Below are 16300 nucleotides of genomic sequence, written 5' to 3' on the forward strand. Positions count from 1 at the left end.
CGGACACCTCACAGGTGCCGGGGCGTTCGCATGTCTACGCGCGGATATCGGCCGCTCATCGGACGGTCGGCGTGACACGCGCTGGGAGCGCTGCGAGCCCCGCGGGGTCCTACGAACGCGGCGAGCGCCACGGTCCGCCCCACCTGCCCCGCCGCCCCCGCCGCCGTGTCGACGGCTCTAGTCGTGCCAGGCGCCCAAGCCGTCCAGCAGCTCCTGGAGCGGTTCGAAGAGGCCGCCGGGGGCCGCGACCGTCAGCTCGCCCGAGGCGGCCTCTCCCGGCCGTCCACCGGTCAGCGCGCCCGCCTCGCGGGCGAAGAGCGCCCCGGCCGCGAAGTCCCAGGGGTTCAGGCCGCGCTCGAAGTACGCGTCCAGCCGCCCGCAGCCCACGTCCGCGAGGTCGATCGCGGCCGAGCCGCCGCGCCGGATGTCCCGGACCCGCGGCAGCAGGGCGCTCACCACCGTCGCCTGCGCCGCCCGGCGCTCGGACAGGTAGCCGAAGCCGGTGCCGACCAGCGCGTGCGAGAAGGCCGGGGCCGGACGGCAGCGGGCCCGCTCGCCGTTGACGAACGCGCCGCCGCCGCGTACCGCCTGGTACGTCTCGCCGCGCATCGGGGCGGCCACCACACCGGCCACCGCCTCGCCGTCCACCTCCGCGGCGATGCTCACCGCCCAGGACGGCAGGCCGTAGAGGTAGTTCACCGTGCCGTCGAGCGGGTCGATCACCCAGCGCACCCCGCTGGTGCCCTCGCTGCTCGCGCCCTCCTCGCCGAGGACGCCGTCGTCGGGGCGCAGACCGCTGATGTAGGACGTGATCAGCTTCTCGGCCGCGATGTCCATCTCGGTGACGACGTCGATCGGGCTGGACTTGGTGGCGGCCACGCCCAGGTCGGCGGGGCGGCCGTCGCGCAGCAGCTCACCGGCCCTGCGCGCGGCTTCCAGGGCGATCTCCAGCAGCGCGGCGGGCTCGGTCGACGACGCGTCGGGGGTGGGGCTCAACGGGGGGCTCCTTAGTCGGTTCCGGTCACAGCCGGTCTCCGGGGCGGGGTCGGTACCTGCCGGTCGTGTCCCGCCGCCCGGCTCCGGTCGGTACCGGTCAGTCGGTTCCGGCGGCGGCGGGCAGCGGGGTCCTGGCCGGGCAGCAGCCCGCGGGACAGATGTCGTGGCTGGGGCCGAGCGCGCCCAGCGCGCAGCGCGCCGGGGCCGCTCCCCGCTCGGTCGCGGCCCGCTCCAGCACCAGGTCGCGCACCGCGGCGGCGAAGCGCGGGTCGGCGCCGACGGTCGCGGCGCGGCTGACCGGCAGCCCCAGCTCCGCGGCCTTGGCGACGGCCTCGGTGTCCAGGTCGTACTTCACCTCCATGTGGTCGGAGACGAAGCCGATCGGCACCATGACGACCGCGGGCGCGCCCTGCGCGTGCGCCTGCTCGAGGTGGTCGCAGATGTCCGGCTCCAGCCACGGGATCTGCGGGGAGCCGCTGCGCGACTGGTAGACGAGCTGCCACGGCCGGTCGACGCCGGTCGCGGCGCGTACCGCGTCGGCGATCACCCGGGCGGTGTCCAGGTGCTGCGCGACGTACGCGCCGCCGTCGCCGTGGCCCTCGACGGGTCCCGAGGTGTCGGCGGCCGAGGTGGGGATCGAGTGCGTGGTGAAGGCGAGCCGGGCGCCGTCGCGTACGTCCGCGGGCAGCGCGTCCAGCGCGGCCAGCGTCGCCTCGGTCATCGGCTCGACGAAGCCGGGGTGGTTGAAGTAGTGCCGCAACTTGTCCACCCGCGGCACCGGGAGGCCCTCCCGGGCCAGCACGGCCAGCGAGGCGGCCAGATTCTCGCGGTACTGCCGGCAGCCGGAGTACGAGGCGTAGGCGCTGGTGGCCAGCACCAGGACCCGGCGGTGGCCCGCCCGCGCGATCTCCCGCAGGGCGTCGGTCAGATACGGCGCCCAGTTGCGGTTGCCCCAGTAGACCGGCAGGTCGAGGCCGTGCCCGGCGAAGTCCTTGCGGAGCGCGTCGAGCAGTTCGCGGTTCTGCGCGTTGATCGGGCTGACGCCGTCGAAGAGGAAGTAGTGCCGCCCGACCTCCTTCAGCCGCTCTTTGGGGATGCCCCGGCCGTGGGTGACGTTCTCCAGGAAGGGCACGACGTCGTCGGGTCCCTCGGGGCCGCCGAAGGAGAGCAGCAGCAGGGCGTCGTACGGGCCGGCGTCGTGGGGGTCGCGCTGAGGCGGCTGATCGGACATGTCATCGATCCTGCCACCCCGCGACGATCCCGCCGCGCTCCGCCTCCCCGGACGAGCTCACACGGTCGCGCGGTGGCCGCCGCGGGCGCCCTCCGCGCGGTGGAATCCGCGCGCTGGAATCCGGGGCGCCGCGCGGCACAATTCGGTTGCGCGGACTCGTAAGCTGTACGCGCCAGCTACGTTCCTTACCGAGAATTCGGCGACGCCGCCGGGAGCGCCCTTGTCCAGCCCCTATCGCGCGATCTTCACCGCTCCCGGCACCAAGGCGTTCTCCGCCGCCGGGCTGATCGGGCGGATGCCACTGTCCATGCTGGGCATCGGCATCGTGACGATGATCTCCCAGGTCACCGGGAGGTACGGGCTCGCGGGCGCGCTCGCCGCCGCGCTGGCCCTGTCGGGGGCGGCGATCGGACCGCAGATCTCCCGGCTGGTCGACCGGTACGGACAGCGGCGGGTGCTGCGTCCCGCGAGCGCCGTGACGGTGCTGTCGGTGGCGGCCCTGCTGATCGCGGTGCGGGCCGGTTCGCCGGACTGGGTGTACTTCGTGTGCGCGGTCGGCGCGGGCTGCACGCCGAGCATGGGCGCCATGGTGCGCGCCCGCTGGTCGCGGATCCACCGCGGCTCTCCCGAACTCCTGCACACCGCCTACTCCTTCGAGTCGGTGGTGGACGAGATCGTCTTCATCCTCGGGCCGATCCTGTCGATCGGGCTGTGCACGGCCTGGTTCGCGGAGGCGGGCCCGCTGCTGGCCGCGGTCTTCCTGGGCACCGGCGTACTGCTGCTGACCGCGCAGCACGCCACCGAGCCGCCGCCGCATCCGCGCGACCGCCTCTCGGACCGGTCGGTGCTGCGCGAGCCGGGGCTGCTGGTGGTCACCGGCGTCTTCGTCGGCACCGGGGCGCTGTTCGGCGCGGTCGACGTGGCCACCGTGGCCTTCGCGGACGAGCGCGGGCACAAGGCGCTGGCCAGTCTGGTGCTGGCGACGTACGCCCTGGGATCGTGTCTGGCCGGGCTGGTCTTCGGGCTGATGACCCCGCGCGGGACGCCCACCGGGAGGTTCCTGCTGGGCATCGCGTTGATGACTGTGAGTATGATCCCGCCACTACTGGTCGGAAACTTGCCGTTTCTGGCCGTGGCGCTGTTCTTCTCGGGCCTGACCATCGCTCCGACGATGGTGACCGCGATGGGCCTGATCGAAGGGTTGGTACCGCGGACGAAACTGACCGAGGGCATCACGTGGACCTCCACGGGGATGGCGGTCGGAGTCGCCGCAGGGGCCTCGGTGGCGGGTCGGGTGATCGACTCGCACGGGGCGTCGGCGGCTTTCGCGGTGCCCGCCGCCTCGGCGGTCCTCGCCGTGGCGGTGGCGTTTCTCGGGTATCGCCGGCTCAAGCCGGCGCCGGAGCGGGAGGGGCCGCGCGATGAGCACGACGGGCAGTACGGCACGCACGACAAGCAGGGCCGAACAGAAGGCGTGGCGTAACTGGGCGGGGAACGTCTCCGCCCGGCCGGCGCGGGCCGTGGCGCCCGCCTCCGTGGGCGAACTGGCGGCCGTGCTGCGGCGGGCCGCCGAGGACGGCCTGCCGGTGAAGGCGGTCGGCTCCGGGCACTCCTTCACCGCCGCGGCGGCCACCGACGGGGTGCTGATCCGCCCCGAGGGGCTGACCGCGATCCGCGCCATCGACCGCGCGGCGGGCACCGTCACCGTCGAGTCGGGCGTCCAGCTCAAGCAGTTGAACGCGGCGCTGGCCGCCGAGGGCCTGTCGCTCACGAACATGGGCGACATCATGGAGCAGACGGTGGCGGGCGCCACCAGCACCGGCACGCACGGCACCGGCCGTGACTCCGGTTCGATCGCCGCCCAGATCACCGCACTCGAACTGGTCACCGCCGACGGCTCGGTGCTGACCTGTTCGGCCGAGGAGAACCCCGACGTCTTCGCCGCCGCCCGGATCGGGCTCGGCGCGCTCGGCGTGGTCAGCGCCGTCACCTTCGCCGTCGAGCCGGTCTTCCTGCTGACCGCGCGCGAGGAGCCGATGGCGTTCGACCGGGTGATGGCGGAGTTCGAGCAGCACGCCACGGAGAACGAGCACTTCGAGTTCTACTGGTTCCCGCACACCGACAGTTGCAACACCAAGCGGAACAACCGCAGCCAGGGCCCGGCCGCGCCCGTCCCCGCCGTACGCGGCTGGATCGACGACGAACTGCTGTCCAACGGCGTCTTCCAGGCCGCCTGCGTGGTCGGCAGGGCCGCGCCCGCCGTCATCCCCGGCATCGCCAAGCTCTCCAGCCGCGCCCTGTCGGCCCGTTCGTACACCGACATCCCGTACAAGGTCTTCACCAGCCCGCGCCGGGTGCGCTTCGTGGAGATGGAGTACGCGGTGCCGCGCGAGGCGGCGGTCGACGCGATCCGCGAGCTGAAGGCGATGGTCGAGCGGTCCGACTTGCGGATCAGTTTCCCGGTGGAGGTACGGGTCGCGCCCGCCGACGACATCGCGCTGTCGACGGCGTCCGGCCGGGACAGCGCGTACATCGCGGTGCACATGTACCGGGGCAGCCGCTACCAGGAGTACTTCACCGCGGTCGAGAGGATCATGACCGCGCGCGGCGGGCGTCCGCACTGGGGCAAGATGCACACCCGCGACGCGGAATACCTCGCCTCGGCCTATCCGCGCTTCGGCGAATTCACGGCGCTGCGGGACCGGTTGGACCCGGACCGGCGGTTCACGAACGACTACCTCCGGCGGGTGCTGGGCTCGTAGTCGCTTCATGCGGGAAAGTCCGCATTTGCACTCGGCGCGCAACCCTTTCGTGTGAGCCGTGCCACTCAACTCCCGCGCTCCTGGCCCAGATTCGACGGCGCGGCAGCCCACCCCGCTGGCCCAAATGGAGTACCGTGGCGAATCCTGGCTCCCGGTTGCCCGTCCGGGTGGTCGGTAGCTGGTCCGGAACGGCGGGAGGGGAGCCCGACGGCACTCGTCCCGGGGTGCCGCGATCGGTCACGCTGAGTGGCCAATCGACCACCGTCCCATAACGGCGTGTCACCGTGTCACCCCGACACGCCGGGTAACTCTGCAAGGTTGTGGCACGCTGCACCCGGGCAGGCCACACTCGTCCAACGGGAGCAGCGACGCACGTGACGTCGGCAGGCACCACCCGGGAGGTAACCGTGCCCGAACTGCGGGTTGTGGCCGTCAGCAATGACGGCACACGACTGGTGCTCAAGGCTGCCGACAGCACGGAATACACACTCCCCATCGACGAACGGCTGCGCGCCGCCGTCCGCAACGACCGGGCCCGTCTCGGACAGATCGAGATCGAGGTCGAGAGCCATCTGCGGCCCCGCGACATCCAGGCACGTATACGTGCGGGTGCGTCGGCGGAAGAGGTCGCGTCGATGGCCGGCATCCCGGTCGAGCGCGTACGGCGCTTCGAGGGTCCCGTCCTGGCCGAGCGCGCCTTCATGGCCGAGCGGGCCAGGAAGACGCCCGTACGCCGCCAGGGCGAGAGCACCGGGCCCCAGCTCGGCGAGGCCGTCGCCGAGCGGCTGTTGCTGCGCGGCGCGGAGAAGGACACCGTCCTGTGGGACTCCTGGCGCCGCGACGACGGCACGTGGGAAGTCCTCCTGGTCTACCGGGTGGCCGGTGAACCGCACTCCGCGAGCTGGACCTACGACCCGCCGCGCCGCCTGGTCGCGGCCGTCGACGACGAGGCCAGGGCGCTGATCGGTGAGAACGCCGCGCAGCAGGAGAGCACGAAGGAACCGAGCTTCCCCTTCGTGCCCAGGATCGCCCGCCTGCCGCGTGACCGGCCTCTCGACCGCGCCCTCGACCGGCAGTTGGAACGGCCCGATCGGCCGGACCGCGCCGACCGCGAGGCCCGCGCCGAGGACCGGCCGGAGCCGGAGGAGCGCGACTCGCTGACCAGCCTGCTCGAAGCGGTGCCCAACTTCCGCGGCGACATGGTCGTGCCCGCGCCTCCGCCGGGCCCGCCGGGTCCTCCGGACGTCGTGCCCGCCGTGGAGCCGGAGGAGGAGACCGAGGAAGAGGCGGCTCCGGCCGCCAGCGCCGGGTCCGCCTACGCCGACGTCCTGATGCCGCGCGCCGTCGCCGGTCACCGCGACCGTCTGGTCGGCACCACCGACCGCCAGGCCGAGGCCGACGGGGTCCGCCCCGGACGCCGGGCCACGGTGCCGAGTTGGGACGAGATCGTGTTCGGGAGCAGGCGCAAGAAGCAGGAGTAGCGCGTGTGGCGCGCGGCTTGGACAGACCGGGAGCCGACGGCCGTCAGGGGCAGCCACCTTGGTGGCTGCCCCTGACGCGTTGTGCGGCGGCTCGCGCGTTACCGGGTCGCGTGCGGCCGGTGCGGGGCCCTGCCCGGGCCTGGTAGGGGGTGTCGCTGGGGTCAGCCCGGCTGGGGGCCGGTGGCGACCGGGTTGGCCGGGTCGGCGGACCATTCGCTCCAGGAGCCGACGTAGAGCGCGGCCGTGATCCCGGCCGCGGCGAGGGCGAGGACTTCGTGGGCGCCGGAGACCCCCGAGCCGCAGTAGACGCCCACTTCGGCGTCCGGCACTGCGCCCAACCCGGTGAAGCGGTCGGTGAGTTCGGCGGCGGGCAGGAACCGGCCGTCGGCGCCGGTGTTCTGCGTGGTGGGTGCGTTGACGGCGCCGGGGATGTGCCCGCCGACGCGGTCGATCGGCTCCGAGTCGCCGCGGTAGCGCTCGGGTGCGCGGGCGTCGAGGAGCACCCCGCGGCGGGCGAGGTCGGCCGCCCCGGCCGCGTCGAGCAGCGGCAGGGCGCCGGTCGCGGGCACGAAGTCCCCCGCGCCCCCCGCGGGTTCGTCCCGGCTCAGCGGGTGTCCGGCCGCGGTCCAGGCAGCGAGACCGCCGTCGAGGACGCGTACGCGGGTGTGCCCGGCCCAGCGCAGCAGCCACCAGGCGCGGGCCGCGCCCCAGCCCTGCCAGTTGTCGTACACGACGACGTCCCGGTCGCCGCTCACCCCGGCCCGGCGCATGGCGGCGCCGAACTCCTCGGGGTCGGGCAGCGGGTGCCGTCCGCGGGCCCCGGCGGGCCCGGCCAGTTCGGCGTCCAGGTCGACGTACCTTGCGCCGGGTACGTGGCCTTCGAGGTAGGCGGGGTGGCCGGGAGGGCCGCCGAGCTGCCAGCGCACATCGAGGACGGTGACGCCGTCCCGCTCTGCGGCGGAAGCGAGTTCGGTCACGGAGATGAGGGGTTCCATACGCACATTGTGGTCGACCGGTCGTAGCCGCCGTACGGCGGGACACCGTACGGCAACGGCCGCGAAACGGAAGCGACATGACATTTCGGTTGCCGCGCGGCACCAGGGTGATGAATGCGGCGCGGTCACGGCGCGCGCCGCTCCGGGTGGTGCGACGATCGGCTGTGCCACACCATTCCCGACCGGCGGGGCACGCCGTGCCGGCTGCCCGCCAGGAGACCGTAGCCATGACCGAGGTACCGAACCGTCGCCCACCTGGCACCCCTTGCTGGGTCAGCCTCATGGCGCACCGGGCCGACCTTGCGCGGAGTTTCTACGGCGCGCTGTTCGGCTGGGAGTTCGTACCGGGACCGCCCCAACTGGGCACGTACGCCCTCGCCGAGCTGGACGGCCGCCGCATCGCGGGTATCGGCGAGGGGGCGCCCGAGCCGCACCGGCCGGTCGCCTGGACCACGATGCTCGCCTCCGACGACGTCGACGAGACCGCGGAACTGGTCCGCGAATGCGGGGGCACCGTCGGCATCGGCCCCCTCCAGGTCAACGACGAAGGACGGCTCGCCCTCGCCGTCGACCCCTCGGGCGCCGTCTTCGGTGTCTGGCAGGGCGGACTCCTCGGCGGCGCCGAGGCCACCGGCGAGCCCGGCACCCTCGCCTGGAGCGAGTTGGTGACGCGGGACGCGTCGCTCGTCGGCAAGTTCTACGAGGCCGTCTTCGGTCTCGAGGCCGAAGACGCCGCTTCCGACTCCGACGACGTCCTGCTCCGCGTCGGCGGCCACCCCGTCGCCGCGATCCACGGCGTCGGCTCCCGCGTCCCGCGCGACCGAGGGGCCCACTGGACGACCCACTTCGCCGTGGCGGACGTCGATGACGCCGCCGCCCGCGTCACGGCCCTCGGCGGCCACGTCATCCACCCCGCCCACCCGTCCCCCCACGGCCGCACCGCCACCCTCACCGACCCCGAAGGCGCCCCCTTCACCCTCCAGAGCCCGCCGTGAGCCGATCTCAGGGGCCCGAGGGAAGCCGGTCACATGGGCATGCAGACGTCCTCGTGGAACCGGCCCGCGGCTGATCCGGCGGAAGGCGTCTGCCCGGCGAAGGCGTGGGCGCTGACGGTGTGGCCGCCGCGCGGAGCTGAATTCGCTTCCGCGGTCTGTCCGGGCAAGGTGAATATGACCAAGCCGACGACAATGGCGGCAAAGTTGACCCGCATGCGTGATGCCCTCAAGTTCCGTTGAATCTATTGGAGGGCAAGATCCTGCGTGATCACATTGGGTGCGCGCAAGCATTCGAAACGTGCTGGCATATGCCAATTAGCAGATGCCAGGGCCGGGGTCGCGGTGCGCTATCATGCTTCTCTCTGCCAGCGATTTGACCGAGTTCGGTCAATTCTGATCAGGGTTTCGCGAATTCGCTCTGCCGCCATGTCGTTGAATGGCTCGAACAGCGCGAGTGCGCGCCGCCACAGGCCCCGTGCCTCCTCCGGACGCCCGTCGTCGAGGAGCAGGCCGGCGAGCGCGTCGCAGGCGAGTGCTTCTTCGTCCGGTACGCGGATGCGGAGGGCCACTGTGGCCGCCGCCTCCAAGTACTCCCTCGCTTTTCCGAGTTGGCGGGCCGCGCCCGCGGCGATCCCGAGCCCGCGGAGCGCGGCGGCCTCGTCGTCGCCGACGCCCAGTTCACGAGCCAGGCGGAGTGCGGCGTCGTGATGGATGGCGGCCTCCGCGTGGCGGCCCGCTTCCCGGTACACGGTCCCCAGTCCGTTGAGCGCGCTCGCCTCGTTCTTGCGGTCCCCGAGGCGGCGGAAGGCGGCCAGGGAGGAGGTGTGCATGTCCACGGCGGCGTCGAATTCCTCGGGAATTCTCATGGTGGTCGCGATATTCATGCGAATGGTCGCCCGGTCGGCCTCGCTCCCGGAATCGTTGTTCAAGGCGAGTGCTTCCTGGAAGGCGGTTCTCGCGGATTCGATGTCACCCGCCCGGCGCCGAAGGTCTCCGATATTGCTCAGTAATCTGGATTCCAGACGCAAGTCGCCCAATTGATGCATGTCCTGGAGTGAGCGGGTGAATGATTCCAACGCGTTCCTGTGATCACCCATGTGGAGATAGGCGATCGCCAGATTGTTCAAAGTCCTGGCCCGGTTCCACCGGTCGTCGCCCCTCAGTTCCAGAGATTCCTTGAGGATGGTCACCGCCGCCTCGCACTCACTCACATGCCAGTGCAGAACGCCGAGTTGGTTGAGCGCCTCGGCTGTGGTCGCGTCGTCACCGGCGTCGCGGGCCAGGGCGAGGGCGCGCTCGGCCGCTTCCGCGGACCGCGGGTACTGGCTGGCGCGGGCGTGGACCGCCGCGAGGGAGAGAAGGGCGCGGGACTCGGCGCGGGGGGAGGCGGAGGCGTTCCAGTGGGCGACCGCTGCCCGGTGCATGACGACCGCCTCGTGCCAGTAGCCCTCGGACTCGGCGAAGTCGGCCAGCGCGTGCGCGAGCCACGCGGCTTCGGCGGTGTGGCCCACCCGGCGCGCGTGCTGCTCGATGGAGAGCAGGCACTCCATCTCCTCGTCGAGCCAGCCGTGGGCCGCGGCGGCGTCGGGGAAGGAGGGGACGAACACCTGGTGGGCCGGTGCGGGCAGGTCGAGGCGGAAGCGGTGCGGGCGCAGCAGGCGGTCGGCGCGGTCGGCGGTCCGCAGGGCGTACTCGGTGAGACGCAGAAGCGCGTCGGCGTTGGCCGCCTTCTCCGACTCGGCCAGCAGCGTGGCGTACTCGGCGAGCAGGTCGTGGAAGCGGTAGCGGTTCGCCCGCGGTTCCTGCAGGAGATGGCACTCCAGCAGGTCCTCGATCAGCCGCTCGGTGCGGTCCAGCGGTTCGTCGATGATCGCGGCGGCGGCGTACGCGCCGAAGTCGGGGCCGGGATGGAGGCTGAGACGGCGGAAGGCGGCACGCTGTGGTGCGGACAGCGCGTTGTAGGAGAGTTCGAATGCGGCGGCCATCTCCTGGTGGCCGTCCCGTATTTCGAGCAGACGACCGGGTCGGCGGGACAGACGCTCGATGAGATGGCCGAGATTCCAGGAGGGCCGCGCCTTGAACCGGCTGGCCACGATTTCCACCGCGAGCGGCAGCAGCGCGCAGCGCTTGACCACTGCCTCGATCTTGGCCGGGTCATTCGCGCGTTCGGGTCCGACAAGCCGCCGGAACAGGCCGATCGCATCGTCGAGCGGAAGAACATCCACGAACATCGGCCGCGCGGACGGGAGTTCGGTGAGGCGGTGTCTGCTGGTGATCAGTACGAGTGAGGCGCTGTCGTCCGGAAGAAGCGGTACGACCTGCTCCGAATTCTGTGCGTCGTCGAGGACGATGACCGCACGTTTTCCCGTGAGAACGGTCCGCCACAGCGCGGTACGTTCCGGAAGATCGTGCGGAATCTCACCCGGCGGGATACCGAACGCGCGCAGGAGCGCGGTCAGTCCCGCCTCGGGCGTCATCGGCGGCCGGGACGCCGAGTGGGTGTGGAGGTCGATGAAGATCTGCCCGTCCGGGTACCGGTCGCCGAGCCGGTAGGCGGCGTGGAGAGCCAGCGCGCTCTTGCCGACGCCCGCCATGCCGGAGATCGCCTCGATGGTGATGACCGATCCCGCGGTCCCGAGCGCCGCGTCCGCGGTGAGAAGCCGGTTCAGTTCGCCTTCCCGGCCGACGAGTTGCTGGCGGCGGGGCAGATTGCGCGGGCCGCGGGCGGCCGGTGGTCCCGTGGACTCCTCCGGGCGCAGATCGGGGACGAGTTCGCGCAGCGGAGCCTGGCGGAGAATCAGGCTGTGGGTGCGGGTGAGGCGTTCGCCGGGATCGGTACCGAGCCGGTCCTGGAGCAGCCGCCTGGTGCGTTGGAACGCCGCGAGCGAGTCGGCGTGCCGACCGCTTCCGTACAGCGCCACCATCAGGTGCCGGGCCAGCGTCTCGTCCATGGGATGGGCCTCGGTCAGCTCCGTCAGCTCGGATACCATGTCGGCGAACTGCCGTAGCCTCATGCGCAGTTCGAGCTTCGCGTGGGTCGCCGTGAGCCGGCGTTCCGTCATCGCGGTACGCGCCGCGTGTGCCCAGACCCCGGGCAGCCCCGCCAGGGCCTCGCCGACCCACAGGCTCTCCGCGTCCTCGAACAGGGCCAAGGCACGGGCGTCCTTCTCCGCGTCCTGGCCGGGGCCTGAACCGGTGCCCGCCGCCGCACCGGTCTCCGGGTCGTGGACGGCCCTGGCGTCGCCGGACAGTCGCAGGTACCGGTGCCAGTCGATGATCTCCGGATCGGCTTCCAAGGTGTACGAATGCGCGCGCAGCGTGATGACGGCGTCAGGGCGCCGGCCGGTCGCTTCGGCCGCGTCCCGTATGACGCGACGCAGCCGGGAGATGTAGGTGTGGAGATTCGCGCGCGCGTGCTCCGGGGGTTCCTCGTCCCATAATCGGGCCGCCAGGACATCGCGGGCGACCGGCCGACCGACGTCCAGGGCGAGTGACGCGAGGAGACAGCGCTCGCGGTCGGATCCGAGTCGCGGGACCGTCCCGTTCGCCGATAACTCGACCGCCCCCAGGAGATGAATCTCCATCGTCGCCCCCACCCGTCACACCGTCTCGAAATGTGAGCATGACACGACGGTGCGTCACCGTGCCATACCACCCAGGCCCGCTGCAGGGCGGAAATAGCTCATACTGTGCGCGGGTGACAACTTCATCTGCTATATGCGGCCAGTTGGAGCGACGGGGGAACGAACCGTGGACGCGATCACTCTCGACGCCATCGAAGGGGCATTGAGCCGCGCGAGTACGACGGCCCGTGCCACGGCCGCCGCCCTTTTACCGGACCCGCCCGCCGAGTCACCGGATCAGGCGACCGGCGAGGGCGGGTTGGCGCGGGCACTGCTGGACGCGGTCTCAAGGAATCCGGCGCTCCTTCGCGACCTGACCCACTGGATGGCGGTGGTGGAGGCCGAGGCGCCGCGCGAGGTCTCGACCGTCCGCGTCGACCACCGCAACACGGTCGTCGGCGGCGACCACCGGGCGGGTATCGTCCAGGCTGGCACGGTCGGCGACATCCACTGGCACGCCGCGCCCGCTCCCGTGCCCGCAGCGCTGCCTGTGCCGCGGCAGTTGATGGCGGGGCCCCGGCGGCTCGCGGGCCGCGAACGCGATCTCGAGGCGCTGGACGCGTTGCGCCTCGGCGCGGAGCGGCGGGACGGCCCCTTGGTGGCCGTCGTCAACGGGCCCGCCGGTGTGGGCAAGACGGCTCTGGTGTCGTACTGGCTGCGAGGGCAGGCCGACGACTTCCCCGACGGGCAGCTCTACGCCGACCTGCGCGGGCACGCCCCCGAAGGCCCTGCCGATCCGTCGGAGGCGCTGGGCATGTTCCTGCGGGCCTTCGGGATGAACTCGATACCTTCCGGTCTCGCGGAGGCCGCCGCGCTGTGGAGGTCGGTCACCGCGGGCCGACGCCTGATCCTCATGCTGGACAACGTCATCTCCGCGGCGCAGGTCAGGCCCCTGCTGCCGGGCGCGGAGCAGAGCATCGTCGCGGTCACCAGCCGAAGGCGGCTGACCGGCTTGGGACTTGAGGGCGCCGTTTTCCAGCCCCTCGGCTTCCTCGACGACGACGCGTCCGCCGAGATCCTGCGCCAGCGGCTCGGCGCGGGGCGGGTCGCCGCCGAACCCGCCGCCACCCGCCGCGTGGTGGACCGGTGCGGCGGCCTGGCACTCGCGGTCTGCGTGGCCGCCGCACGGATGGCCGCCCGCCCGGGACAGCCCCTGGCCGCGACCGCTGAAGCGCTGGACCGCGGGGCGGAACGGCTGACCGTGCTGCGCGTCGGAGAGGGGATCGCCGTGCAGAGCGCCCTCGATGCCTCCTACCGGTTTCTCAGGGAGGATTCCGCGGCCCTGTACCGGCTGCTCGGGGTGCTGCCCTTCGCCGAGTTCACCCCGGAACTCGCCGCGGCGGCGGCGGGCCTCGGCCGGACCGACGCCGAACGGCGGACCGACGCGCTGGCGGAGGTGAGCCTGCTGGAGGAACTCGGCGACGAACGGCACCGCTTCCACGACCTGGTCCGCCTGCACGCCCGCGGCCTCGCGGAGGCGCGCGACCCGGAGCCGGTCCGTACGGCCGCCGTACGCCGGGCGCTGGAGTGGTACCTGGCGACGGCGACGGCCGCGGAGGAGCTGATCAGCCCGTCCCACCGCACCTTGGACCGCGACTACGAATTTCCGCCGGACGCGGAGCCGGGACCCCGTTTCGCCACCGAGAAGGCGGCGCTCGGGTGGCTGGGGCGGGAGCAGCGCCACCTCATGACCGCTCTGCGCACGGCCGTGGACGCGCGGTGGAACGGTCTGGCCTGGCAGCTCGCCGACGCGATGTGGCCGCTCTTCCTGCGGCTGCGTCCGTACGACCTGTGGGTGGAGGCGCACCGGCTGGGGCTCGACGCGGCGCGCCGGGACCGGCACGCGCAGGGGGAGTTGCGGATGCTGACGTCCGGCGGGGCGGGGCTGCGCAACTCGGGTCACCCGGAGGAGGCCGTGGTCTGGTTCGGCCAGGCGCTGGACCTGGCGCGGCTGCACGGCGACCGGTACATGGAGGCCCAGGCGCTGCACGGCATCGGGCAGTCGTACCACCTGGCGGGACGGCTGGACGAGGCCGTGGGACCGTTCGCCGAGGCGCTGGGGATCAGGGAAGCGATCGGCTACGGCAGAGGGGCCGCGCTGTCCCGGCTGTGCCTCGGCGATGTCGCGCTCTCCGGAGGGCGGCCGGGCGACGCGGTCGAGCCGCTGCGCCGGGCACGGGCCGACCTGCTCACGGCGTCGGACCCGTACGACGCCGCCAGGGCGCTGGCGCTGCTCGGCCGTGCGCTCGGCGAGGTCGGTGAGACCGACCTCGCCGAACGCCATCTGCGCAAGGCGGCGGAGGAGTTCCGCGACCGCGGCTCCGCGCACTGGGAAGCACGGTCGTGGGAACTGCTCGGCCTCCTGTACCGGCGGTCGGACCGCCCGGACGACGCCCGGCGGGCGTTCGAGCGGTCGCTGGGGCTCTACGAGAGCGTCGGCGCCCCGGACGCGGACCGTCTGACCGAGCGCGTCGCCCGCCCCGGCGGCGCTACCGGCACCTCGCCACCCGAGTCCCCAGCTCTGTCGTCCGACGGGCCCCCCGGCCCCGGCGCGAACTGAACCGAGCCGAGGCCGTGCACGAGCAGCCCCACCGGCAGGTCCACCGGAAGGCGGGCCACCAGCCAGGCGTGCAGGAGTGAGCCGACCGCCGCGACCGCGGGCCACGTGCCCGCGGTTCGCAGGCCCGCCCGCGCCGTCAGCGCCAGCGGGGGAGCGGTGGCACAGACCGCCACGCAGCGACCCTGCCCGTACCCCACGCAGACCACCCGCGCTCCGGGACTCCCGCGGAGCACCGCCCCGGCCCGATCGGCCGCGGCGGCCATGGTGACGGCTTCCTCGGCGTCCCACAGGACGTCGGCGCAGTGCCGCCAGCGGGCATCGTGCCCGCCGTCCAGCCGGGCGCTCACATGCTCGTCGGTGAAGGCGGCGAACGGCGGGGAACCGGCGTCGTCGGGCCGGGGAATCCGCAGCATCACCCGTACCTGACGGTGGCCGGACGGCGTCACCACGTGTCACCTCCCCGTACCGCCGCGGTCGGCAGCGGCTCCGGAAGCGGCAGCCGTCTGGTGGACGGCTCGTGCGCGGGTTCGCCCAGTCCCAGGAACCGGTACAGCAGACCTCTCATGTTCTGGTTGAAGCGGCCGGGCTCCGAGGAGATCCGGGTGGAGATGTCGCGGTACGCCCGCGGCTCGTACCGGCCCTCGGCGTAGGCGAGTTGACGGGACAGCGGGTGGGTCGGCGACAGGGCGGGCGCCACGGTCGCCAGCACCGCGGCGGGCGAATGGGGATTGACGTCCTGCTCGACGAATCTGGCCATCACGATCGGTACGTCGCACATCGTCGCGTAGAGCGTCACGGATCCGTGGTCGCCGATGACGAAGTCCGAGGCGATCACCAGCGGGCGCCAGTCGGTTTCCGGGCCGATGAGCGGGACGGCGCCCAGACCGTTCTCCGTGAGCCAGGCCCGCACCTGCCAGCCGCCGTGCCCGGCCCACACATTGGGATGCAGCAGCAGGGCCTTGCGGTAGCCGTCCTCCGGGGCCAGCTCGGTCAGCAGGCGCGGCAGCAGTGCCTCCAGCCGGTTGAAGCTCGACCCGAGGCCCCAGGTGGAACAGACCAGCACCAGCTTCTCCCCGTCCCGCAGGCCCAGCGCCCTGCGGTACTCGTCCCGGCGCCCCAGGCTGCGCGCGATCCGGTCGTACGAGGCGTCCCCGACCACCTCGGCGATGGGCAGCGCCTCGGGGCAGGACCGCGACAGCAGCGCCAGGTCGTCGCGGTGGGCGAGGGCGTACGCGCAGGGCACGACGCGGTCGCCCCACATCAGGTAGTTCCTGCCGAGCCCGCCGACAGCGCGCTGCGGCCCGTCGCCCGGACGGGACAGCTTCATGTGGCCCGCCCCGTGCGGGACGCGGACCAGGGGACCGCGCAGTCGCTCCATCCCCTGGGAGCCCGCGGCGAGGACGAGGTCGAATTCGGTGGCGACCGCCTTGGCCCAGGGCAGCACCTGGGCGTCCAGGGCCTCGAGGAAGCGGCGAACTCCCGGATTGAAGGCGTGCGGTGCGATCGTGAACATCACGTGGATCCGCAGATCGGAGCGGAGCAGCTCGAACACGTCCTGGAGCCGTTGCCCGTAGACCAGGGTGTGGACCACGACCAGAACCTTTTTGCAGCCGGACAGCGTGGCCCACTGTCCGGGATCGCGTATGACCGGGCCGCT

At 72.5% G+C, this 16300-nt stretch carries 11 protein-coding genes; 6 read left to right on the top strand and 5 right to left on the bottom strand.

Annotated elements, in window-relative coordinates:
* Positions 1 to 177 precede the first annotated feature (177 nt).
* Both ACFY9V_RS30800 and ACFY9V_RS30805 read right to left on the bottom strand, forming a co-directional pair.
* Positions 178 to 996, bottom strand: a complete 819-nt coding sequence (locus ACFY9V_RS30800; RefSeq protein ID WP_355338470.1) for an inositol monophosphatase family protein — start codon at positions 994 to 996, stop codon at positions 178 to 180.
* A 97-nt stretch (positions 997 to 1093) separates the two neighbouring features.
* Complete coding sequence (locus tag ACFY9V_RS30805; RefSeq protein ID WP_391163845.1) at positions 1094 to 2227, bottom strand: ferrochelatase; 1134 nt, start codon at positions 2225 to 2227, stop codon at positions 1094 to 1096.
* A 220-nt stretch (positions 2228 to 2447) separates the two neighbouring features.
* Between ACFY9V_RS30805 and ACFY9V_RS30810 the strand changes: the two genes are divergently transcribed.
* The 3 genes from ACFY9V_RS30810 to sepH all read left to right on the top strand — a co-directional run bounded on the left by ACFY9V_RS30810 (position 2448) and on the right by sepH (position 6470).
* Entirely contained in the window at positions 2448 to 3710 is a 1263-nt protein-coding gene (locus ACFY9V_RS30810) for an MFS transporter (RefSeq protein ID WP_391048896.1), read from the top strand.
* Positions 3649 to 4989, top strand: a complete 1341-nt coding sequence (locus ACFY9V_RS30815; RefSeq protein WP_355338479.1) for a D-arabinono-1,4-lactone oxidase — start codon at positions 3649 to 3651, stop codon at positions 4987 to 4989. Before ACFY9V_RS30810 ends, ACFY9V_RS30815 begins: the two co-directional genes overlap by 62 nt.
* A 374-nt stretch (positions 4990 to 5363) precedes the next feature.
* A complete protein-coding gene (gene sepH / locus ACFY9V_RS30820) occupies positions 5364 to 6470 on the top strand; it encodes a septation protein SepH (protein ID WP_355338482.1) in 1107 nt (368 codons plus the stop codon).
* Positions 6471 to 6631: 161 nt separating this feature from the next.
* On the opposite strand, the gene ACFY9V_RS30825 is transcribed toward sepH, so the two are convergent.
* Positions 6632 to 7465: a rhodanese-like domain-containing protein gene (locus ACFY9V_RS30825; RefSeq protein WP_391163846.1), complete on the bottom strand. Its 834-nt coding sequence runs from the start codon at positions 7463 to 7465 to the stop codon at positions 6632 to 6634.
* 227 nt (positions 7466 to 7692) lie between these two features.
* On the opposite strand from ACFY9V_RS30825, the gene ACFY9V_RS30830 reads away from it, so the two are divergent.
* Together ACFY9V_RS30830 and ACFY9V_RS30835 are read left to right on the top strand one after the other, a co-directional pair.
* A complete protein-coding gene (locus ACFY9V_RS30830) occupies positions 7693 to 8460 on the top strand; it encodes a VOC family protein (protein WP_391163847.1) in 768 nt (255 codons plus the stop codon).
* A 33-nt stretch (positions 8461 to 8493) separates the two neighbouring features.
* A complete protein-coding gene (locus tag ACFY9V_RS30835) occupies positions 8494 to 8700 on the top strand; it encodes a hypothetical protein (protein ID WP_391163849.1) in 207 nt (68 codons plus the stop codon).
* 110 nt (positions 8701 to 8810) lie between these two features.
* On the opposite strand, the gene ACFY9V_RS30840 is transcribed toward ACFY9V_RS30835, so the two are convergent.
* The gene (locus ACFY9V_RS30840; protein WP_391163850.1) at positions 8811 to 12044 is read right to left on the bottom strand and encodes a tetratricopeptide repeat protein; all 3234 of its coding nucleotides are present in this window, start codon (positions 12042 to 12044) and stop codon (positions 8811 to 8813) included.
* A gap of 166 nt (positions 12045 to 12210) precedes the next feature.
* Between ACFY9V_RS30840 and ACFY9V_RS30845 the strand changes: the two genes are divergently transcribed.
* Positions 12211 to 14643 carry a tetratricopeptide repeat protein gene (locus ACFY9V_RS30845; RefSeq protein ID WP_391163851.1) on the top strand — a complete coding sequence of 811 codons (2433 nt, stop codon included), beginning with the start codon at positions 12211 to 12213 and terminating at the stop codon, positions 14641 to 14643.
* A 442-nt stretch (positions 14644 to 15085) separates the two neighbouring features.
* On the opposite strand, the gene ACFY9V_RS30850 is transcribed toward ACFY9V_RS30845, so the two are convergent.
* A complete protein-coding gene (locus ACFY9V_RS30850) occupies positions 15086 to 16234 on the bottom strand; it encodes a hypothetical protein (RefSeq protein ID WP_391163852.1) in 1149 nt (382 codons plus the stop codon).
* Positions 16235 to 16300: the final 66 nt, after the last annotated feature.

This window comes from Streptomyces sp. NPDC008317 (genome assembly GCF_042955955.1).
Classification (GTDB): Bacteria; Actinomycetota; Actinomycetes; order Streptomycetales; family Streptomycetaceae; genus Actinacidiphila.